Raw genomic sequence first — 23,306 nt, 5'->3', positions numbered from 1 at the left:
CCGGATGCGCTCGCAACACATCCGGCCACTGTTCCTAAACAACACATACGTCATCATTTAAAAACATTCAAAAATATGAAAATTAATGGCTTTAAGATAGCCAGCAGCAATGTTGTGTCCCTATGGCTCGCCATCACTTTTATTTTTAGTTCGATGCAGTTGTCTGCCCAAAACAGTCAGCAGCAAATCAATATCAGTCGTGCTACCATTACCGTTAAATCCTTGCTGGAAGAAGCTGAGCGCCAGTCAGGATTCAGTTTCATTTACAGCAACAAATTTTCCGGCATCGATAAGACGGTTACGCTTAGTAATACCAGCGGTAGCTTAAAAGATATTCTGGCGGATGTAAGTGGTAAAGCGCAGTTGCGTTTTGAGTTTACAGGCAACCAGATCACCGTTCGTGAAATATCCAGAAAAGAAAGTGGCCAGGTGCGCGGACAGGTAATGACGGTCGACAGTGAGCCTGCAGCGGGTGCAAAAGTAACCCTGAAAGGCGCCGGCGTCAGCACGCTGACCGACGACAATGGTATCTACATCCTGAAGGCGCCGGCCGGTTCGTACATGTTGGAGCTGCAATATCCAGGGCTGCCGCCATTAACGCAGCAAATCAATTTAACGGATGGTAAACTTATCACCGCAGATTTTTCCCTGTACGCCAACAGCCGCCAGCTGCAACAGTTTGAGGTGAATGCGAACCGCAGTCGTTTCGCTAAAAAAGAGAGTAACAATATCGCCAAACTGCCCATCAAAAACCTGGAGAATCCGCAAGTATATACCACCGTTTCTTCTGAGCTGATCAAAGAACAGGTGATTACCGATATTGGCAACGCGATCAAAAATATGCCGGGCATTTACAAAATTCAGGGTAACCGCGGCATCAATACGGACGGAACATCGTCATATACCATCAGGGGTTTCCGGACGGAAGCGTCGATGATGGATGGCGTACCCGGACAAACCAACGGGGAGATCGACCCGGCCAATATCGAAAGGATAGAAGTGCTGAAAGGTCCGTCTGCCACACTTTACGGCAGCACGCTCACTTCCTTTGGCGGCTTGATCAACATTGTATCGAAGAAACCGATGGAAGCTTTCGGCGGCGAGGTGAGTTATACTGCGGGCAGCTTCAACCTGAACCGTATTACCGCCGATGTACACGGGCCGGTGAGTAAAGACAGCAGCCTGCTGTTTCGCGTGAACACAGCTTATCAGAATACAAGCAGCTGGCAGGACGCGGGTTTCAGGAAATCGATGTTTATCGCCCCGGCCTTACATTACCGCGCGGGTGACCGGCTGAACATCTTCCTGAACGCGGAGTTTTACCAGACAGAAAGCACGAATCCTTCGTCGATCTTCCTCAATCGTGTGCGTCCGTTTATTGCGCAGTCACCGGATGAGCTGAACTTTGACTGGAAACGTTCGTACACGAGCAGCGACATCACGATGAAAAACCCAACGATGAACGCCCGTGCGCAAGTGCTGTATAAAATCTCCGACCAGTGGACGTCGCAGACGATCATTTCTACCAATACCCGTAAGTCTGACGGCTATTATCAATACCAGTTTATCCGCAAAGCGGCGAGTGAAGATTCACTGGAAAGAACAGTGAGCCTGCAAAACACCAGCAATACCGCGATCGACATCCAACAGAACTTTACCGGCGATTTCAGGATTGGTACGCTGCGTAACAGGCTGGTCGTAGGTTTTGATTACGTGAATATGCGTGTAAGCAATGATAATTCTCCATACATCGCGTTCGACTTTGTAGATGGCAGCCTGGCTGCTGATCCGAACTATGTAAAAATATCCCGCTACGCACTGGACGCACGTTTGAACAGCTCTACGCTGGCGCCGACGCGTAATCACGGTTCCAGCGAAATATTCAGCGTGTATGCGTCGGACGTTATAAATGTAACCGATCGTTTACTCGCGATGATGAGTGTTCGTCTCGACAAATTCAGCTCGAAAGGAACAATTAATCACGCCACCAATCAGCCGATAGTCAACAGCAAGTTCGACAAATCTGCCGTATCGCCTAAATTCGGTTTGGTGTACCAGGTAGTAAAAGAGCAGATCAGTTTGTTCGCCAACTACATGAACGGCTTTGCTTACGTACAGCCCGTAACACAGTCGTTACCCGGACTGTCAGGCGCCATGAAACCACAACAGGCTAATCAGTTTGAAGGAGGGGTGAAACTGGACCTGTTCCGCAGTAAACTGAGTTTTACCGCCAGCTACTACGATATCACTGTCGACAATATGACCCGGCAGGAATCCATCACCGTGGAAGGAACAAGGTATGACATCACTGTACAGAACGGCACGCAAGACAGCCGCGGGATTGAATTCGAACTCATCGCCAATCCATTACCCGGATTGAACTTGCTTGCTGGCTACGCCTATAATGACAGCAAACTGGTGAAAGCAGCATCGAACGTGGAAGGCCGCCGTCCGCCATCTGCAGGTCCTGCGAACCTGGCAAACGCCTGGATCAGTTATACGCAACCCCGTGGCAAAGTGAAAGGCCTGGGTGTGGGCATAGGGGGCAACTACGTCGGAGAACATTTGACGTCTAACACAACTGTTACGGGCATATTCACGCTGCCATCTTACACAATCCTTAACGCGACCGTGTTTTACGATACCAAACGTTTCAGGCTGGGCGTGAAGGCCGACAACCTGACCGATCAACTTTATTTTGCGGGACAGGGCGTGTTAACGCCGCAATTGCCGTTCAACATGAATGCGAACGTGACTGTGAAGTTTTAAGGATTTTTTATTTATTGTTTGTACTGGGCGCTCGCAGTTGCGGGCGCCTTTTTTTTATCAGATTAATCGAAACATGCACAGGACTTTATTTTACGATGGGAACTTTTGCTGCCAAAACAAACTGCAATTCCCGACAGCCATGCGAATCAGATAAACAGGATAGGACTTACAGCTATCAAATTGCAAACATACTTATAAGGCAAGATGAACGACTGACAAAGCCAGAAAGGTTGTAATCTGAGGATACATCACCGGAACCTAGAATCATCTATTTAACATAAAAGGTTGTAATCCGAGGATACCTCACCGGAACCTAGAATCATCTATTTAACATAAAAGCTTGTAATCCGAGGATACCTTACCGAAACCTAGAATCATCTATTTAACATAATATAAATTATGAGAGGAAAGTTAGAAACAAGATACTGGCGATCAATTACTTAACAGTCGTCAACCACCAGGTTACGCCAGTCGGATCTTTAACACCGCCCGAACGGCCGTACGGCTGGTCAGCCATTTCAGTGACAGATTCGGCACCGGCGGCGAGGGCTTTTTTGTAGGTGGCGTCAGCATCATCAACGTACACGTACAAGCCAGCGGTTTGAACGCCGTATTTGTCGGTCGCATCAGCAAACATGATTGTCGCGGTACCGATGCGCACTTCGCCATGCATAATTTTCGCAGGGTCTTCTTCACGCGGATAATTGTATTTTTCTTCGGCGTTGAGTACGGTTTTCACAAACTGCAGGAATTTGGCGGCGCCATCCAGGATCAGATATGGAACGACGGTCTGGTGGCCTAGTGGAATTTTTGCGTTTGACATGATGTGAGGTTTTATGCGAGTTGTTGATGAAATATCAGCGACAACATCCGGAACAGATCAGGATGATTTTCCTTCATCCGTTCGGGCTGTTGAAAAAAATACTCCGATGCCACCGCAAGAAACTCGCCATGATTGGTGGCGCCGTACGGATTAATATCTGACTCACCCTGATCGATCATTTCAATTTCATGCGCTACAATTTGTTCCCATTCCTCGGTTTGTGTGTGGCGCAAGAATTTTTCAGGCACGCCATCCACGATACCGTCCGCCTTATCCAGCAAATGCACGAATTCGTGCACAGCGGTATTATGTTTACCATGAATGTCAAAGAAGCCTGCACGCACCGCTGGCCGTGAAAGCAACATCTGCCCGTTCAAAGCGCCGCTGCCGACCATACCGGCAATCGGTCGACGCTCGCCATCCAAACGATATTCCTCGTCAAATGCGCCCGGGTACAAAATAATATTCGTGAGGTTGAAATATTTCCAGTCCTGGAAACCGAAGGACGGAATAACAGATGCTGCAGCTACCAGTATGCGGTCCAGCGGTTCCACGCTGGTCCTTACGCCTTCGATGTTCACGGTTTCTAAAAAAGATTTTACCTGCGCGGCAAACCGCGACTTTTCGGGATCGCTTAACCGCTGATAATATGGGACCGTTTGCGCCAGCAATTCAATATAGTTAGACGGCACAGCCAGTTCTTTGCGCGCACGCTGTTTGGATTTACGCCGCCAGATGACCAGCACGACGATCAACACTACAATCCCTAAAAAATATCCCGGTTCCATAAGTCCTTAAATGATGCTTAAATACAATGCTGAAGCAGGATAGGAGCCCCTCTCCTGCCGATTTTAACCTTCTGTTTTGCGGTCCGAATGCCCCAGACTTTTACCAGGATTAACCCGATCGCGCACGAGTTGTTTCAGCTCTTTAATGTCGGGGAAACGCCCTTCCCGCTTACGATCGAACAGCATAAAATCATCCACGAAAACCTGGTAACTACCCGCAATTTCAGCCGGCTTTAACGTAACGCCGCCAAGATCTTCTTCGAATGTAGTTAACAGTTCCTGGGCCATATAAGCCGCCCGCAACAGCCAGCCACACTTCGGGCAATACGTAATGGTAACAACTGGTTTCATGCTTGTAAATGTAAGCTTTCACGACTGTAATAACAAAGCAGAAGGCTGCTTACGATAACGCGTTATCGTAAGCAGCCTTCTGCAAAAGGAAGAAATAATATAATTATCTTCTAGCCAGTCCTGAGATCAAGGAAATGAGGAACAGTACTACGAAAACAAAGAACAGGATCTTAGCAATAGATACTGCACCAGCTGCGATACCACCGAATCCAAAAATGGCTGCGATAATCGCTACGATAAAAAATATAACTGCCCAACGTAACATAACTAAGAGGTTTTAAGGTGAAACAATGTGTAAACAATTAATAGTCTGTATACAGTTTTACAAGGATCATTCCAAAACGAAAAATGCGCTGTAACGATCAATATATCAACATGTTACAATCACCACACAAACAGCTGCCACCAGGATCGATCGTGGTATTTTCCACGCAATATGCACTAAAAACACGAAGGCCTTTACCAGCTTATACCGGTAAAGGCCTTCGACTATAAGTTGCGGTAACTAAACTTAGTGACCGGCTTTAATAAACATCTTCGCGTACTTCACGCCATCAGCGTCAACCTTCAACACATATACGCCACTAGCAAGATCGGTGATCTGGATGTTGTTATGCCAACCGCCGTTTGTATTGCCCACCCGGATCATTTTAACCACCTGCCCGAAGGAGTTGTAGATCACGACAGTGACGTTTTTCAGCTCCTTATTTTTCAGTTCTACACGGAGATTGTCCCTGGCTGGGTTCGGATACATGTTTATTTGTACCGGTTCGTCTTCAGGGGCTTTCACCGTGATTCTCACCACATCCGTAGCCGTTTCGAACTTGTTATCTGTAACGGTCAGTTCGAATTCGTATACACCTGCCACCAAGCCCACCAGGTTAGGACCGGCAGCGTTGCTGCCTACGATCTCACCTTCCGCAGGACCAGAGATCTTTTTCCAGCTGTAACCGGTGATGGTGCCGTCTGTATCGTAAGAACCTGTACCGTCCAATTCAAGCGCGGTAAATGGAAGCGTTACGGTGCGATCGCCACCTGCATTTGCTACTGGCTTTCCATTAGGCTCAGCCAGCACCAGGATGGTGATACGGTCAGATGCCGTTGCGCCGTTATTATCTACTACCGTCAGTTCAAAAATGTACTCACCTTGCGCCAGGCCGCTTACCGAAGTATTAGCCACATTGCTGTTCGCAATCGAAGCAGCCGGACCATACACCTGTACCCATTTGTAGGAGGCGATCGTGCCATCTGTGTCGAGCGAGCCAGAGCCGTTAAGCTGCGTTTCGCTGGCAGGCAACGTAATCGATACATCCGGACCAGCATTGGCGATCGGTGCAGCGTTATTTATCGCCTGAACGGTTACAATGATATCGTCGAAAGCAGTAAGGCCTTTATCGTCCGTAGCTGTAACCGTAAACACGTAAGTGCCGGCCACCAGGTTTGTTACGAGCGTTTTGGCGCTGCTGCCGTTTGCAAATGCGAATCCGCTCGGACCACTGGTTTTCTTCCAGGAATAGTTCACGATGGCACCATCAGGGTCGTAAGACAGGCTTGCGTCCAGCGTGGTTGAATTCGTTGGCAGCGTGATCGTAATATCCGCACCAGCGTAAACTACCGGCGGCCTGTTGGGCGCAGGGCTCACAACCACAGTCACATCCGCAGTAGAAGTTAATCCACCATCATCCGTTACTGTCAATGTAAACACATAAGTACCTTCTGTAAGACCAGTTACGTTCGTACGGGCAGATGAAGTATTGGCAATAGCACCTCCTGCAGGACCGCTGGTTTTCTTCCATTGGTAAGATGCAATGCTACCGTCAGCATCGGAAGAAGCCGATCCGTCGAGCGATACCGCCGAAGTAGGCAGCGTGATCGTTTGCGTGCTGCCGGCATTGGCTACAGGCTTCACGTTGGCGATTGCTGCTTTCACAACGATTGTTACCTCGTCGGTGGCAGTGGCGCCATTATTATCGGTTACCGTTACAGCATATACATAAGTACCTTCCAACAGGCCGGTAACGGTTGTTTTTGCTACCGCAGCATTGCTGATGGCGCCGCCTGCCGGACCAGATACTTTCGTCCATACATATTTTGCAATGGTACCGTCTGTGTCTGTAGACCCGCTGGCATCCAATGCTGCAGATGATGTTGGTAGGGTGATCGTGATATCTGCACCTGCATTAGCCGTTGGTGCATCGTTCGCAGCTGCTGGTTTAACGGTAATGGTTACATCATCAAAATGAGTAAGACCTTTATCGTCGGTAACCGTCAGCCGGTAAACGTATGTGCCTTCGATAAGGCTGGTAATATTTGTTTTAGCAGCAGCGGGAGATGCGATAGCACCACCAGTCGGGCCGCTCTGTTTCGTCCAGGCCCATTTGGCGATCGTGCCGTCGCTGTCGGTAGATGAACCACCATCCAGCGCTACGGTATTGGTTGGAAGTGAAACCGATACATCTGCACCTGCTTTCGCTACCGGGGCAACATTCGCAGCCGCTTTTACAGTGATCACCACGTCGTCGCTGTGCGTAGCACCTTTGTCGTCGGTAACAGTGAGCGTAAAGATGTAAGTACCTTCCAGCAAACCGGTTACTGTCGTTTTAGACGCAGCAGCCGTAGTAATGGTGCCGCCACCTGCAGTCGGACCCGATTTTTTGGTCCAGGCCCATTTGGTGATCGTGCCATCGCTATCGGTAGAAGTGCTGCCATCCAGCGATACGCTGTTTGTTGGCAGTGTAATGGTCACGTCCGCACCAGCTTTCGCTACCGGCGCTACGTTAACAGCTGCTGCTTTCACAGTTACAGTTACGTCGTCGCTGTGCGTAGCACCTTTGTCGTCGGTAACAGTCAATGTAAAGGTGTAAGTACCTTCCAGCAAACCGGTTACTGTCGTTTTAGACGCAGCAGCCGTAGTAATGGTGCCGCCACCTGCAGTCGGACCCGATTTTTTGGTCCAGGCCCATTTGGTGATCGTGCCATCGCTGTCGGTAGAAGTGCTGCCATCCAGCGATACGCTGTTTGTTGGCAGTGTAATGGTCACGTCCGCACCAGCTTTCGCTACCGGCGCTACGTTAACAGCTGCTGCTTTCACAGTTACAGTTACGTCGTCGCTGTGCGTAGCACCTTTGTCATCGGTTACAGTGAGCGTAAATACGTAAGTACCTTCTACCAAACCGGTAACGGTGGTTTTAGATGCACCTGCTGTAGTGATAGCACCACCGCCCGCGGTTGGACCAGATTTCTTCACCCATGCCCAGGTGGCGATATTGCCATCAGCATCTGTAGAACCTGAACCATCCAGAGAAGCGGTATTGGTTGGCAGCGTTACTGTAATATCAGTGCCTGCATTCGCAGTAGGCGTTTTATTAGTGGGCGTTGCACCTGTATACTCATCCGCACCTGCATCGTAGGCCGCGCCGTAAGGACGAGCTTCGCCGTCAAAATCACGTTTAATGCCGTACGCACTCAGGTCCTGCCCTTTGTCGATCGCCGGGGAAGAAGCCTGGAGGTGGAAGTCGTTGCCCGCAGGATTAACGAATTTCACGTTGTTGATATCGGCTTCAAAGTAGTTATTCGCTTCTTTAAAGTCGATGGATCTGTCTACTTCCAGGTAAGCTCTTGTGCCTTTAGTAGCCAGACTGCCCGGTGCTACAATAAGGTTATTGTAGAACAGGTTGCCCGCGGCTACCGTACCCTGGGAGTTGAAGAACATGATACCGTTACGTTTGGATTTAACCACGGTATTATTAAATACATAAACCTGGATAGGTTTATATAGCAGTTTAGTTGGTTTATCGTCGATAAAGATCGCATCCTGACCTTCGGACGTACCATCGTAACCAGCCTCGTTCACCACGTTGTTATAAACGTCGATGTGCGTGCTGCCGAACACCTGGATACCGTTACCGGTACCTTTGCTCACGAGGTTATCGTGGATGCTGCCAATACCTTCACCACCGAAGATGATACCGGCCTGCTGGCTGCCTTTATTTTCGAGACCGTAATTCAGCACCTTATTATTATAGATCTCCAGTCCTTCCGGAACTGTGGATACCTGGATGCCGTCCCAACCGGTACCGTCGGTTGTTACGTTATATACTTTACAGTTGTAAATCCTTGGAGGAGGCTGCGTAATGGTGGCGCCGTTACAGGTCATCGTTACGCCGTTCTGCGATGTGTGACCGATATACATACCTTCACCCAGTACATCATGAATATAGATGTCGTGGAATTTCAGGTTGCGGATCGCGAAGTTCGGATACCATGTTTCAGGATCACAATCGGGGTTGATCTTACAAAGAATACCTGCTTCGGCTTTCGTGATTTCGAGGTGTTCTACCTCGTAATCTGTACAACCTTTACCGGCAGAGAAGCCGCTTGGAATGTACTTGCTCGCGCCATTCGCTTTAAAACCGTATTTATCACCGGTGCCTGTACCCGTAAACTTGAAGTACTTCACGTTGCGGAAGCTAAAGCCACGGTCACCACCGTCGCCGGATTCCACGATACCACCACAGTTGATGAATACCAATGGTTTCTCCGCGCTACCGGTAGCGTTAAAGAATTCAATATAAGTGTATTTACCTGCTTTGATACAGATAGTGTCGCCAGGCTGCAAGCCTTTACCGGAGAGGTCCATCCATACGCCGCCTTCAGCATTGGGTGTAACCGTTAGTTTACAGCTCGCGCAGTCGCCTGAAGTGGCAGCTGCCGTAACGTTTACAGTAACAGTCGCTTCTGAAGTACCAGCCGCGCTGGTTACCGCCAGTTTGTACACATAAGCCCCCGCCTGCAAACCGCTCACCGTGGTTTTAGAAGCAGAAGATGTGCTGATCGTACCGCCGGTAGGACCCGATACTTTCGTCCAGGCGTAGCTGGTGATCGTTCCGGTAGAAACGCTGCCATCGAGTGTAGCAGTTGTTGTAGGTAAGGTAATGGAAATTGCGCTGGCTGCCACTTTCGCTACCGGTGCGGCTGGAGCTGCATTCACAGTTACGGTCACGGTAGATGAGTTAGTCAGTCCGCCCGCGTCAGTAACGGTGAGTTGAAATACGTAAGTGCCGGCTGCAAGACCGGTCACATTGGTTTTCGCTGCATTCGCGGTAGAAATAGCAGCTGTGCCGCCGCTCACTTTCGTCCAGGCATAGGTAATTGTACCTTCTGCGTCCGTAGACGCGGAACCATCAAGCGATACCGTGTTAGTAGGCAATGTAATCGTCTGCGCTGTACCGGCATTCGCTACCGGGGCAGTGTTTGCACTGCTTCTTACGATTATAGTAACATCATCGGAGGCGGTACCACCTGCGTTATCTGTTACGGTAAGCGTATAAACGTAAGTACCGGCCGTAGTAAGACCGGTAATAGAAGTTTTAGCCGCGTTGGCAGGTGTAATAGTGCCTACCGCAGGGCCGGACTTTTTCGTCCAGGAATATGTAGCTATTGTGCCATCAGCATCTCTTGAGGCCGAACCGTCCAGGCTAACGCTGGCAGTTGGCAGGGTGATCGTTACATCGCTTCCGGCATTCGCGGTAGGAAGCGTATTGCCCGGAACACCTACGTCTGTGCGGCGATATTGCAGCATCCACTCGTACATGTTCGGGGTGTTATACCTGTTGTCTGTAGCAAAGGCCTGGTCCCAGTAAGAACCTGTGTGCCCTGCACCGGCAGTGATCACGGAAGTCGCCTTCACTGGTGGATTACAGGCATTGATCTGTGTGAGGTATTTATCTACCAGGTAGTAAAACTGATCGTTGCTGCCGCAGTAAGTGCGGAGCTTCACGTCGTAGGTAGCGATATTACAAAGTGTATTCTCGTAGTCAACACCAGCAGCAGATACCGGTGCAATCGCCGCGATCTTTTTCGCGTACTCCGGCTTGGCGGCCGGGTAGTTCCAGGTAGCATAGCCGCCTGCGCTTAAGCCCGTAATGTAAATACGGCTCAGATCGACACGGTAATTCTTCTTAATGGATTCGAGCACACCGTCAAGGTTGTCGGCATTCATCCATCCACCTGTACTTACCTGTGGCGAAACGACGATGAACTTAAATAACTTACCGCCCACAGTGTACTCCATTTTGGCACCCCGGGCGATCAATTTAGGTAGACCGTGCGTCAATACCGCGTTCAGCGAGCCCCCTTCTCCCACACCGTGGAAGAACAGTAGCAGCGGATAAGTCTCGGTAGTGGAATTGTAATCGTCTGGCAGATGTAGCCAGGCATTAAAATTGCCAGCCTTGATTGCCGTCTGGTCTCCTTGCGCCATGGCGCGAGGCTGCAGCATATGCAGCATGATCATGCAAAAGATACCGGCACGTACCTTTGGCATTAGTTGCAGTAGGTTCTTCACAAAAGGTCAAAATTTTAATGATGGTTAAAAGTTCAATCCTATACTTACACTGTTGATCCTAATATCCGGTCTTTTGAACTATTGCAAAGTTAACATTCAATGGTAAATTTTGGCAGAAAAACAAATATAAATTTTTATTTAATTTATGTTTAATTTCTCTATATAAAGCACTGAATATAAAATAACTGCGATATTTATCTATTAATTTATTCTTTAAACTGTCTGGTTGATGTCATAACACACATATGCATTTTTAAACATTAAAGGAATTTTTACTAGGAAAGGGCGGTGCCGGAAGTGTACAATTGCCCCCTTTTGCCGGACATGGATCATTCCGACCAGTCATAACGCATTATTATACCATCAAACACAAAATTCATAACGTTTATCCCGCTCGTAAGCGGCCACAGGTAAGCTTCTAGAGGTTTGGGTAGAAGTGTAACATGTACGCCACTATTGACACCACAACATTCTACACTTTAGAAGAAACACAAAAAGCGAACCAGCCGCAGTGAAGGATGAATACATACCATTTTTTGTCTCCCGGCTTGTCCATTCAGGCGATCAGTGGCAGTAAAGGTTGCGAATCCCGGCAGCACACCTCCACGACTTGGAGCTATGCAGCCGCAGTAACAGTTGATGACGTACAGCTGTAATATACTGGGCTACGATTCAGCTACAGTGAGCGTTGCCGACGTACAGGCGACAGACCCGGCCGCAATTAAGGCTTAACTGTATGACCAAATTAAATCCGCACCACCTTATTCTTCCCCGCCCATGAGTGTAACACACCATAAGCAAGTATCCCTTTCACCTGCTCTTCGATGCCTACGGAAGGCCGCTCGCAGTTAAAACGATGCAGAATGCGGGGAGACATATCCATCTTATGATTAGCAGTGCCGAAAATGAGATCGATGCGTGGATTAGGACCACTTAGCAGTGTGTCGAAGAAGGTTTTGCTTAAGCCGGTGTCGTAGTGCGGAAAGGCGAATACTTTGTAATCGAGATTGAAACGGTTGGCCACAAAGTCAACAGAGGTAGTGGTTTGACGCAGTTGCTCTTCCAGCGTTAATGGCGGATAAAAGGGATGATCGATGCTATGCCCGCCAATGCTGAAGCCCTGGTTAACAAGTGTTTGAATTTCATCGCTGTTCATGAATGGACGTACATTCTTCAGGTAATCGGCGAAAGAGATGTTCATTACCTGGGCCAGCTTATCACAAATAGCGCGCTCGCCATACTTGATCTGGCGGATGTGGCGGATCAGCGCATCTACAGGACTGCCCGCAGGCTCCTGCACAATGCGGCGGATCTCGGCGAGTGTGGCAGGACTATACGTTTGCTTCTCCAGCGCTTCAATCAGTAAACTGATTTTAAACTGGTAGAACAGTTCTTTATTATCAACAAAAGCAGAATTAAGGAAAAATATTGCGGGTAGCCCTTTACGTTGCAGCATAGGCGCAATCACTTCTTTCACCTCCCGCAATCCATCGTCGAAGGTAAGCAGGAAGGTGTTGTCGGGAATAGGGCGACCTTCGCGCACGCACGTAAGGATTTCCGGCAGTGTGATCGCAGTAAAGTTTGCCGCCAGGTAATCGAGATCGGCCTCAAAGGCTTTGGTACCCTTCCAGGGATAGAGGTGTTTGATATGTGGCACTTCCCCATCGTTCACCAGGTGATGATACGGTAATATTATATGCCCGCGGTACAGCTTTTTCAGTACTGCGAGATTCATCATCTTTACGCCTTGGTAGTAAACTTTCTTCAGGGGGTTCATGCAAGATTTGATTAGAAACGCAAAATAAGCCGAGCGTAGCCAAAATGCAAACGCTGCATAATATTTTCATCATATTATGCAGCGTTTGCGTAACAATTGCTTTATCAGTGTGCTCTAACGGGAACTGGTTTCAGTTTGATGATGCCTACAGCATGCATCATTTTCATCACCGCAAAAGAAGGATCGAACTCATACCATTTCTTTGCGAAGTTCGGGCTGTCCTTAAACTTGTGGTGGTTATTCTGGAAAAGTTCACCCATCAGCAGAATGCCCCAGGGGGAAGTATTTTTAGATTTATCGCCGTTATCAAAGTTGCTATAACCGTATTTGTGACCACACCAGTTCACTACTGCGCCCTGTACAGGTCCGATCAGGAAGTGAATAGGCAGCAACAGGAAGTACGCCCAGTGTGGCGCGAACGCTACATAAAAGCCGATATAACCCAGTGCAAATACGAGGCGGGTAATATTATGATCGCCGAAACGGTCCAGTGCATCCCACTCAGGCAGCGGATCTTTGGTAAACTTCTCGTCCACCACGATCTTCCGGGTAGCAAAGTCATTATAAATCTCGCGGGTGCGCACCATCATCGTCCATACGTCTTTAAAGAAGTGGGGAGAATGTGGATCGTGTTCGGTATCGCTATATTCATGGTGCATACGGTGCATCGTACCGTAAGCACGGGGAATCAGGTAGGAAGAACCCTGGAAAAACCAGGTACACAGGTAGAAGAAACGCTCCCAGCCTTTGCTGGTCGTGTACATTTGGTGAGATGCATACCTGTGCAGGAAAAACGTGTGGAAGAAGAGAGACAAAAACCAGTGCACGCAAAGGAAGGTCAGAATTGCAATCATTAGTCCGGTGTTCGCAGTTATTAATTAAATGAAGCCGCAAAGGTAGGCCAATTCAGGCATAATTCAACGGTTTCGCAGGCGGACTGCGCTATTTCTCTCTTAACAAATGGCTGAAAACTAATGGCAGCGGCATTTACCGCAGGCGCACCGTACGCAGCTCCAGCATGTTTAACCCATTATTTACCAAACCTTTAACATTTGGTTGCAGCAGATGCATCACCTCGTCATAGAAGATCGGTATTACCGGCGCGTCGGCCACGATCATACGGTCCATTTGCTGGTAAAGGGTGTAACGCAGGCTGTCGTTGTTCTCGCGGATGGCTTGTTCGTACAGCTTGTCGAACGCAGGGTTGTTGTAGCGTGTATAGTTCGGCGGCGCGGGATTGCGGCTATAGAACATGGCCAGGTAGCTCTCCGCATCAGGGTAATCGGCGATCCAGCTCCCGCGGAAAAACGGTAACTGGGATTTGGATACCTGGTCGATGAGAGTGCCTTTCTGCACAATTTCTATCGCTAAGGGAATACCGATCGCCTGCAGCTGGTTGGCCGCAAAGTTGGCCATGTCGGAGTAGTTGGGGATGGACAGCAGTTTAATAGGTGGTAGTCGTCTCCCATTCGGATAACCTGCCTGTGCGAGCAGCTCCAGCGCCTTAGCCGGATTATACTCGTACCCTTTCACTTTTTCTGCATCAAATGAAGGCAGCCCGTACGGCACAAACCCGGAGTTGGCGGGCCTGCCAATGTTGTTCCGCAGGTAGGTCATCATCTTGCGGCGGTCCAACCCATAATTGATGGCCTGCCGCAACAACCGCTGCTTCAGGGGCGAGTTCTTCGCGTGCTGATTAGCGGTATCCATCAGTATCCCAAAGTATTCGGTGTTCAACAAAGGCGTTTTTTCCAGTACGATCTTGCCCTCCCACTCCTTTTTGAGTATGCCCGTTTTAGTAAGCACTTCATCTTTAAAGGATGGCTCCACTTCATTCACAAAGTCCAGCTGGCCCTGGCGGAACAGGAGAAATTCCGTCCCTTTACTGTCCACAAAACTTACCTGCACCGCATCTACATACGGAAGGCGATTGCCGGAAGCATCAGTTTCGAAGTAACGCGGGTTTTTATGCAGCACCAGTGCCTGCCCCTCGTCCCAGAAATGAAACTGGAAAGGGCCGGTACCACAGGGATGTTTGCGGAAGTCTTTGCCGTATTTCGTGATCACTTCGTGCGGCACGATGGAACAATATTGCATGCTCAGGATGCCCATGATCGGGTGGAACGGGTGCAGTAAGGTGAGCTGAAACGTAGTATCGTCAAGGGCTCTAAAACCTTGCTTCGGATCGATCTTATCATTGAACACCCAGGCGCCGGTGGATGCAACGGACGGGTCCATCAGCCGCCGGAAGCTGTACACGACGTCGGCAGCTGTCATCTTACGGCCTTTGCCGCCGGGAAAGGCCTCGTTGTCATGAAAGTACACATCATCCCGCAGGTGAAAGGTGTAAGTAAGGCGGTCGGCAGATACGTCCCAGCTTTTAGCGAGCGAGGGCACGATGTTCAGCAGACTATCCGGCTCCACAAGGGTATTGTACAACTGGTGAATGGCCCAGATAATGGCCTGCGTTTTGGCAAAGGCGGGGTCTAACGTGGGAATGCCCTCCTGCTGGTTATAGCGGAACACCATTTTGTCGTGCCCCCGTTCATTCCGCAGCCGGCCAACAGCAACAAGGTTAATATCTGTATACATCTAGCTAATACCTGACGTCTCATTTGCTGTTAAATTAATATCTTTCAGCGAAAATAATCAATAGAAGATGCGAAGCATAGTTTTGTTACTGGTAGTATTATCGGCCGCACTGGCTGCCAACGCGCAACAGTTTACCCGCCAGGATACGCTGCGCGGAACGCTTACGGCCGACCGCAACTGGTGGGATGTGACTTATTACGACTTACATGTAAAAGTATCGCTGGCCGACAGCTCTCTGAGCGGTAAAAATATTATTCACTACCGGGTATTAAAGCCCTACAAAACAATGCAGATCGACCTGCAGCAGCCGATGCAGATCGACAGCGTGGTGCAGGCGGGCAAAAGCCTGAAGTTCAGGCGAGATGGCAATGCATTCTTCATCACAATGCAGGCCGCACAGGTCGCCGGTAAAATCAACCAGCTTACGGTATATTATCACGGTTTGCCCCGCAAAGCCATACGTGCACCCTGGGATGGCGGCGTGCAATGGAGCCTCGACTCGCTGAACCGCCCATGGATCGCCACCGCCTGTCAGAACCTCGGCGCCAGCGTATGGTGGCCGAATAAGGACCACCAAACGGAGGAAGCAGACAGCACAAACATTACGGTTACGGTCCCCTCCGACCTCACCAACGTTTCTAATGGGCGCCTGCGCAGCCGCAAAGACAACGGTGACGGCACCACGACGTTCAACTGGTTCGTGAGCAACCCGATCAACAACTATGATGTATCACTGAATATTGCGCATTACACGGAGTTTACCGACAGCTTTACCGGCGAAAAAGGTAAGCTGGACATGAGCTTCTGGGTGCTGGACTACAACCTCGATCGTGCGAAGAAACATTTCGAAGTAGTGAAGCCGATGATGAAGTGTTTCGAACACTGGTTCGGGCCGTATCCTTTTTATGAAGACAGCTATAAACTGGTAGAAACACCGCATCTCGGTATGGAACACCAGAGCGCTGTGGCCTATGGTAATAAGTACAAGATGGGCTACCTCGGCCGCGACCTCTCCGGCTCTGGCTGGGGACTCAAGTGGGACTTCATCATCATCCACGAAACAGGCCACGAATGGTTCGGCAACAATATCACCACGAAAGATATTGCAGATATGTGGGTGCATGAAGGGTTCACTAACTACTCCGAAACCATCTTCACGCAATGCGCCGACGGTTTACAGGCCGCCAACGAATACAACCGCGGCAGCCGCAGGAACGTGCAGAACGACATCCCGATTATCGGCAAATACGGCGTGAATAACGAAGGCAGCGGCGACATGTACCCAAAAGCCTCCGCCATGATCCACAACATCCGCCAGATCATTAACGACGACGAAAAGTTCCGCCAGATACTGCGCGGACTCAACAAAAAGTTCTATCACCAGACCGTAACAGGCCGCCAGGTACAGCAATACATCAATAACGCCACCGGCAAAAACTTCGATAAAGTGTACGAGCAGTACCTCACAACGATCGTGATTCCGGAACTGGAATATAAGATAGAGAACGGTGTACTCAGTTACCGGTGGAGCAACAGCGTAAAAGGGTTCAATATGCCGATAAAGGTGACATTGAGCGATGGCCAGTATAGCTTTATCTATCCTTTGCAAAGTTGGAAAACGACAAAGCTGCAACTGAGCGACCCCTCGAAGTTTGCGATAGACCCGAACTTCTATATCAAAGTGAAGAAATCATAAAGCAGAAGGCTCCGCAGTGCGGGGCCTTTATTTTTTAAGCAGCTTAAAGGCGTGCGTCCACACACCGGTGCGGAAGCCGTAAGCCCACCACAGCACGCAAAGCGCCTCAATGTCCCGCGACATATCGATCTTTCCCATATCGGCCACATCGCGCCAGCCGAGGTGCTGCAGGATGTCGGCGACCGCCTTCTTGGCCAGGTCGTCGTTGCCGGCGATGAACATCGTAGGGTCGCCCTCTTCGAGCTGGGGTTGCACCATGTGGATGTTGCCTACACAGTTCAGCGCCTTTACCACATGCGAATCGGGCAGCCAGGCCTGTACCTGCTCCCCTGCCGAGGCGTTGTTATGCAGGGCAAAGTGCACGCGCCCCTGATCGTCCGGACCTTTACCGTCGAGCGGGTTGGTGACGTCCACCACCACTTTCTTCTTAAAATTCCAGATGCCCGCCTGTTCAATGACGTTTTTAGTGCCCGTCCACTGTGTACACAGTACAATGAGGTCGCCAAAGATGCTGGCCTCCTTAAAGGAGCCCAGTTTGTGCTTCTCGCGATCTTGCTCCAGCCATGCTTCGAGCTCTTCCTTTTGAATGTCCCGGGTGCCGATCATCACATGATGTCCTATACGGGAAAGTCCGCTCGCCAGGGTACGCCCTACGACGCCGGAGCCTAAGATGCCGACTCTCATATTCACAGGATTTATAGGGAATGTACGAAATTTTAGCATGAGATAACTACCAATCCGATGGTTCAGTGATGGTCGGGTGATGGTTGGGTGATGGTTGAGCAGGCCTGTCCGACCGAAAAAAAATCCCCGGCCAAAAGCCGGGGAGCCTATCTGCTACTTATGCAAATAACTGAGGAACCGCTGCATCCCCTGCCGCTTGGCCGGGGTAAGCGGGTAACTGATGTTTTTCGTGTAATACAACGTGAGGTCGTACGTCGGGTACCTATTTTCGGCTACCACGGCAGGCAGATTGTTAAGACCAATGCTGTTGGCGTTGTTAAACTGCTGGATGTACTCCACCGGCAACGGTTTATTACTGATCCAGGTGGCGAAAACGAAGGGCAGGCTGGTAAAATGCATCCAGGCTTCGGCCAGATCGTAGATAAACGGGGATATAAGACGTTGCTCGAGGGCACGGTCGCCGATCACTAAGCCGGCGTCGGTACCTTTAATGAGGCCCTCATAGCCGCCGGTGGTTTCGATGAATTCTACGTCCAGCTTCCAGTGATTGGCAACGAGCACTTTGAGCAGGGCCACGGAAGTGCGGCTCTGGTAATCGAGATATATGCGCTTTATATCATGTAACGGTACTTCAGAAAAGAGGCATACCGAAGCAACGGGCCCATCTGCCCCTATACAATAATCAGAAATAATATGATATTCCTTCATACGTGGAATAATGGCCACCGGCACCAAAGCCATATCTACTTCTCCATCGATCAGTTGCCGTGCTATGCTGGCCGGATAGTCCATCGTCAGTTCGGTGGATTTCATCACTTCATGACCCTTGAAACCATATAATAATGGCTTCGTATTCAGATAACTTACTGCCGCTACTTTTACTTTCCGTTCCAATTTCTGTAATTTTGAGGCCGCAAAAATAACTAATTTACTGTTCCCGGCTTTCAAATACCTTTGCAGGACCGAAAAACGGGATACACCACAAACCGGAACAAATATTTATGCAATTACAAGCCTTAACAGCTATTTCCCCCATAGACGGGCGTTACAGGGGACAACTCGAAGAACTGGCCCCTTATTTCTCTGAATTTGCGCTGATCCGGTACCGGGTACTCGTAGAAGTGGAGTACTTCATCGCGCTGGCAGAACAGAAACTGTTTACGCTCCCTAAAGGAAAAGCTACGGCTTTACGCAATATTTACCAGTCTTTTACGGTAGAAAACGCACAGGTGATCAAGGATACCGAGAAAATTACCAACCACGACGTGAAGGCGGTGGAGTATTTCCTCAAAAATGAATTGAAAAACCTGGGACTGGAAGACAAACTGGAATGGGTACACTTCGGCCTCACTTCGCAGGATGTGAACAATACCGCAACGCCTTTGCTGTGGAAAGAAGCGGTAGAACATGTGTACCTCCCTGCCCTGTCCAACCTGATCCTGCAGCTGAAAAAGATGGCGAACGACTGGAAAAACGTTCCCATGCTGGCACGTACCCACGGACAACCAGCATCGCCCACCAAATTAGGTAAAGAGATCCAGGTGTTCGTGGAGCGCCTCGAAGGACAAATCAAACTGTTAAGCGAAATCCCTTTCGCGGCGAAGTTTGGTGGTGCTACCGGTAACTTTAACGCACATAACATCGCTTTCCCGAAAATCAACTGGGAAAAGTTCGGTAATAAGTTCGTGAACAACACGCTGGGCCTGCAACGTATGCAGTTTACCACGCAGATCGAGCATTATGATAACATCGGCGCACAATTCGATACGCTGAAACGCATCAACAATATCCTCATCGACTTCGCGCGCGACGTGTGGACCTACATTTCCATGGATTACTTCAAACAGAAGATCAAGAAGAATGAAGTAGGATCATCGGCCATGCCGCACAAAGTAAACCCGATCGATTTCGAGAATGCAGAAGGCAACTTCGGCATTGCGAACGCCCTGTTCGAACACCTGGCCGGCAAACTGCCGATCTCCCGCCTGCAGCGAGACCTCACGGATTCTACAGTGCTGCGCAACATCGGCGTGCCCTTCGGTCACACGGTGCTGGCGTTTAAATCGCTGGAAAAAGGCATGGGCAAACTGATCCTAAACGAAGCGAAGCTGAAAGCTGACCTGGACGCCAACTGGGCCGTGGTAGCAGAAGCTATCCAGACCGTCCTGCGCCGCGAAAACTATCCGTCCCCATACGAGGCCCTGAAAGAGCTGACCCGCGGCGGCGAAGCCATCGACCAGAAAACGATCGCGAAGTTTATCGACGGATTAAAGATCAGCGCAGCGCTGAAAAAAGAATTGAAAGCCATCACCCCGCATAACTACACGGGGATCTTCTAAATACATTTTTGGGAACTAACATTAGTTCGCTCATCAGCCGCCGTTGTGTCACTCACTTCGGCGGCTTTTTCTTTATTGGTCATTTACTGGTGCGGAGGTTTGCTTCGCTCACGCTAATAATGACGGTGGAGACGCAATGACGGTAGAGACGCGATGACGGGTGAAGACGCAATGACAGTGAAAACGAACGCCCGCCCCGCGCCGTCATTGCGAGCAAAGCGAAGCAAACTTCGTGTGTAATCTTCGCGTTCGCAAACATATGCCGAGCTACTTCGTCCTTACATTCCTGCTCCCATCTTCCTGCACAAAATACCGGAACGTCACATACGGCGCGGGCCAGAACAAATCGGTTACCACAGGCGGGTTGCCTTTGTAAATGTTGATCAGCTCCAGTTTCGCGTACTTGCCGGTAGCTGTGCGTATAGCGAAAGTGCGGTTCTTAATCGGAACGCAAATGTGATTATCCAGCGAATAAAAGAACCAGCCGCGCCCGTTGCCGGCATCCCAGCCGATCTTCTTAAAATCCGATGCTTCAAACTGCGCCTCTGTAGGCACTTCGTGCACCTGGTCGTAAGGTTTGTCGATGATAACCACCGCACCTTTACCAGGACCGCCGTAGCCGGGGTTATATTCGTAGCTGCCGTCGTTCACGAACACTTCTGAATTATAGGGGCCGGTGAAGGCCAGGTCCCATTTGAGAGTAGGCTTCTCCGTAGTACTTACTTCTATTTTATCGTTGGCGGTGAAACTGAAATAGAGATTCTTAAAAGACGAGCCGCCTGCCATATTAGCGAGGGTGTCGCCGGGCAGGTCTTTGATCACGACACTGGTGCCGTCTTGTAACTCAGGACCGGTGCGCTCTTTCGTACAGGCAGTAAAAAATAAAGCCACACTCAAACACATCAGGGAAGTTATACGCATAGTCATATCAAAAGTATAGTTTGTCCGTTTTTTTAGAGAACTGCCAGCTTACGCCGCCCATCACCATACGGCCTGGCTGCGCGGGCATGAGGTAATCCGTGTAGTCAAATACGTTATCGACCGATAACTGCAGCGTCATGCGTTTGTTGAACAGCTTTTTCTGCACCGATACATACCCCATGAAATAACCTTCCACATACACATCGTACGGGTCGATGAAGCCGTTGTTATCCATATCCATAAAGCCGTACTTCCCGCGATAATTGCCCCGCAGCGATACGCCGAGGCCCCATGGCTGGTATTCATAAAATACCTGGAAGTTGGCACTGTGACGGCTGCGGTTAGGCAGGTTGTAATAATCTGACACCGACGCATTCCGAACGCCTCCATCTGCACGCACCGTGGCATACTTGCCCGCACCTGCCTTAATGGAGTCTTCTACGCCCCGATCCTTCGCAATGAGATATTGGTAGCCGGCAGAGAAACTGAGGCCCGTTAACGGCATCCATTTCGCCACCGATTCGAGGCCGGTGGTATAGGCACGCTCCACGTTGAAGAAGGTATACAGCTGTTGGCTGTTGGACATGATGCCCACCTGCTGGTTGAATAGCTGGTTTTTGATGTTGTTGTAAAAGCCATTCACGTTTACTTCCAACGCTTTCACAGGCATGAAGGTAACGCCCAGGTTAAACGAAGTAGAGGTTTCCGGTTGCAGTTCGCCCACTTGTGCGGCCAGTGGCCAGAGTGACTGTATCATACCGGCCTTCCGCATCTCTTCCGCCTTTTCGGCAAATACATTGGCACCGATGACGGTGTAACCTTGCATCACGTTGGTAAACACCTGGTACAGCTGTGCGTAGGTGGGCGATTTGAAACCTTGTCCGACGGAGAGCTTCAGCTTTACCCATTTGGCGGGCTGATAACCTGCACCGAATGTACCATTCAGCTTACCGCCGTATACATTGTTGCCGTCGTAACGGGCACCGAGGATGAGGTCGTACTTGCTGCCTTTTTTGTAGTTCGCCTGCACATAGCCAAAGTAATTGTACATGTCATGCTGCCCGCCCTCAGCGCGGTTAGTCATTAATTGATAATCGCCACCAGCACCGCCGGTAAGCGATACTCCCGTTCCTATAAAGTCATGCGAGGCCTGTAATTCCAGGCGGTGTATGCTTTGCACGAAGCGGTTCGTCTGCAACGCGGTGCCCGTTTGCTGAAAAGTTACTTCCTGGTCGGTGGCGTTGCGGGTAAGGTAATAGCGGGTGAGTAAACGGGTACCGCTGTTCAGTTTACTGTTCAACGACAGACCAGCGTTCAGGTCTTTTTCGTCCAGCTGATCGTCGAACTGCTGGGTGCCGTAAGAGCGCTGCATTAGAGAATTGCGGCCCGCGTAGCGGCCACTTAACTGTAAGGTATGTACGTCGTTCAGTTTGTAGTTCAGGCGGCCTTGCAGGTTCAGGCTGTTGTACGGCGGGCCCGTTTGTCCCTGCTTCAGGTATTGTGTGTTAACGTTGAAGCCGTCTGTCTTATAAAAGTTACCGGAGAGGTAAGCGGAGCCCTTGTGATTAGCAAAAGGTGTTTCGCCTTCGAGTATCGCATCTACCGAATTAAAACTGCCGTATTGCAGGCTGGCACTACCCTGCGCCTGCGTGACCACCTGCCGGGTAATGATGTTCACCACACCACCGAGCGCCTCGCAGCCATACAGGCTCGATGATGCGCCTTTGATGATCTCAATTCTTTCTATATCGGATACGCTGATGCGCGAAAGGTCGAAGTTGCCGTTGAACCTGCCGGCCATGGGCTGACCGTTGATCAGTATCATGATGTACTCCGACCCGAAGCCCTGCATTTGCAGTCCCACCGACCGGTTGCCGCTGCCCAGGTCACTCACGAGCGACATGCCTGTTTGTTCGCGCATCACTTCGTCCAGTCGGCGGCTGCCCATCAGCGCAATAGTTTGTTTGGTGATCACCGTTACCGGCTGCGCGATCTTTTTAATATCGATCACGTCGTCTTGCTTCTGGTAAGCGTTACCGGCTACGGTTACCGCTTTCAGACCGACAGGCGTACCGGTAGTGTCGGCCCTGCCAGACTGCTGCGCCATGGCTGGCACCGTGAGCGCCACCATAGCGGCTATGAGCAGGAACGAGCGTGATATATGGGCTACTGGGAAAATGAACACTCCTTAAGTTTTATGAAAAACAGTTGCAAAACTCT

15 protein-coding genes are annotated in these 23,306 nt (G+C 49.9%); 3 read left to right on the top strand and 12 right to left on the bottom strand.

The window, feature by feature from the left end; all coding sequences use genetic code 11:
• Window positions 1-75: 75 nt before the first annotated feature.
• On the top strand, window positions 76-2,769 hold the full coding sequence (locus MKQ68_RS08425; RefSeq protein ID WP_264282906.1) for a TonB-dependent receptor: 2,694 nt from the start codon (window positions 76-78) through the stop codon (window positions 2,767-2,769).
• 436 nt (window positions 2,770-3,205) lie between these two features.
• Here the strand turns inward: MKQ68_RS08425 and MKQ68_RS08420 are convergent, their stop codons facing one another.
• The 8 genes from MKQ68_RS08420 to MKQ68_RS08385 all read right to left on the bottom strand — a co-directional run bounded on the left by MKQ68_RS08420 (window position 3,206) and on the right by MKQ68_RS08385 (window position 15,446).
• Entirely contained in the window at window positions 3,206-3,592 is a 387-nt protein-coding gene (locus MKQ68_RS08420; RefSeq protein ID WP_264282905.1) for a VOC family protein, read from the bottom strand.
• Window positions 3,593-3,603: 11 nt separating this feature from the next.
• On the bottom strand, window positions 3,604-4,380 hold the full coding sequence (locus tag MKQ68_RS08415) for a M90 family metallopeptidase (protein WP_264282904.1): 777 nt from the start codon (window positions 4,378-4,380) through the stop codon (window positions 3,604-3,606).
• Between the two features lie 63 nt (window positions 4,381-4,443).
• Window positions 4,444-4,731, bottom strand: a complete 288-nt coding sequence (locus MKQ68_RS08410) for an Rdx family protein (RefSeq protein WP_264282903.1) — start codon at window positions 4,729-4,731, stop codon at window positions 4,444-4,446.
• A gap of 103 nt (window positions 4,732-4,834) precedes the next feature.
• On the bottom strand, window positions 4,835-4,996 hold the full coding sequence (locus MKQ68_RS08405; protein WP_244837831.1) for a DUF1328 domain-containing protein: 162 nt from the start codon (window positions 4,994-4,996) through the stop codon (window positions 4,835-4,837).
• A 246-nt stretch (window positions 4,997-5,242) separates the two neighbouring features.
• Complete coding sequence (locus tag MKQ68_RS08400; RefSeq protein ID WP_264282902.1) at window positions 5,243-11,077, bottom strand: PKD domain-containing protein; 5,835 nt, start codon at window positions 11,075-11,077, stop codon at window positions 5,243-5,245.
• 745 nt (window positions 11,078-11,822) lie between these two features.
• Entirely contained in the window at window positions 11,823-12,854 is a 1,032-nt protein-coding gene (locus tag MKQ68_RS08395; protein ID WP_264282901.1) for a polysaccharide deacetylase family protein, read from the bottom strand.
• A 104-nt stretch (window positions 12,855-12,958) separates the two neighbouring features.
• Window positions 12,959-13,708, bottom strand: coding sequence for an acyl-CoA desaturase (locus tag MKQ68_RS08390; RefSeq protein WP_264282900.1), 750 nt, complete (start codon window positions 13,706-13,708; stop codon window positions 12,959-12,961).
• Between the two features lie 133 nt (window positions 13,709-13,841).
• On the bottom strand, window positions 13,842-15,446 hold the full coding sequence (locus MKQ68_RS08385; RefSeq protein ID WP_264282899.1) for an ABC transporter substrate-binding protein: 1,605 nt from the start codon (window positions 15,444-15,446) through the stop codon (window positions 13,842-13,844).
• 67 nt (window positions 15,447-15,513) lie between these two features.
• Between MKQ68_RS08385 and MKQ68_RS08380 the strand changes: the two genes are divergently transcribed.
• Window positions 15,514-17,142, top strand: coding sequence for a M1 family metallopeptidase (locus tag MKQ68_RS08380; protein ID WP_264282898.1), 1,629 nt, complete (start codon window positions 15,514-15,516; stop codon window positions 17,140-17,142).
• 27 nt (window positions 17,143-17,169) lie between these two features.
• Here the strand turns inward: MKQ68_RS08380 and MKQ68_RS08375 are convergent, their stop codons facing one another.
• On the bottom strand, window positions 17,170-17,826 hold the full coding sequence (locus MKQ68_RS08375; protein ID WP_244837852.1) for an NADPH-dependent F420 reductase: 657 nt from the start codon (window positions 17,824-17,826) through the stop codon (window positions 17,170-17,172).
• A 153-nt stretch (window positions 17,827-17,979) separates the two neighbouring features.
• Window positions 17,980-18,720, bottom strand: coding sequence for a menaquinone biosynthetic enzyme MqnA/MqnD family protein (locus tag MKQ68_RS08370; RefSeq protein WP_244837853.1), 741 nt, complete (start codon window positions 18,718-18,720; stop codon window positions 17,980-17,982).
• A gap of 107 nt (window positions 18,721-18,827) precedes the next feature.
• Here MKQ68_RS08370 and purB point away from each other — a divergent pair, with 107 nt between their 5' ends.
• Window positions 18,828-20,165, top strand: coding sequence for an adenylosuccinate lyase (gene purB / locus MKQ68_RS08365; protein WP_264282897.1), 1,338 nt, complete (start codon window positions 18,828-18,830; stop codon window positions 20,163-20,165).
• A gap of 267 nt (window positions 20,166-20,432) precedes the next feature.
• Here purB and MKQ68_RS08360 read toward each other — a convergent pair whose 3' ends face one another.
• Both MKQ68_RS08360 and MKQ68_RS08355 read right to left on the bottom strand, forming a co-directional pair.
• On the bottom strand, window positions 20,433-21,092 hold the full coding sequence (locus tag MKQ68_RS08360; RefSeq protein WP_244837857.1) for an HmuY family protein: 660 nt from the start codon (window positions 21,090-21,092) through the stop codon (window positions 20,433-20,435).
• Window position 21,093: 1 nt separating this feature from the next.
• A complete protein-coding gene (locus MKQ68_RS08355) occupies window positions 21,094-23,271 on the bottom strand; it encodes a TonB-dependent receptor plug domain-containing protein (protein ID WP_264282896.1) in 2,178 nt (725 codons plus the stop codon).
• Between the last annotated feature and the right edge of the window lie 35 nt (window positions 23,272-23,306).

This window comes from Chitinophaga horti, assembly GCF_022867795.2.
Taxonomy (GTDB): domain Bacteria; phylum Bacteroidota; class Bacteroidia; order Chitinophagales; family Chitinophagaceae; genus Chitinophaga; species Chitinophaga horti.
The sequence above is the reverse complement of the archived record's forward strand: the minus strand, read 5'-3'. Positions and strand labels throughout refer to the sequence as shown.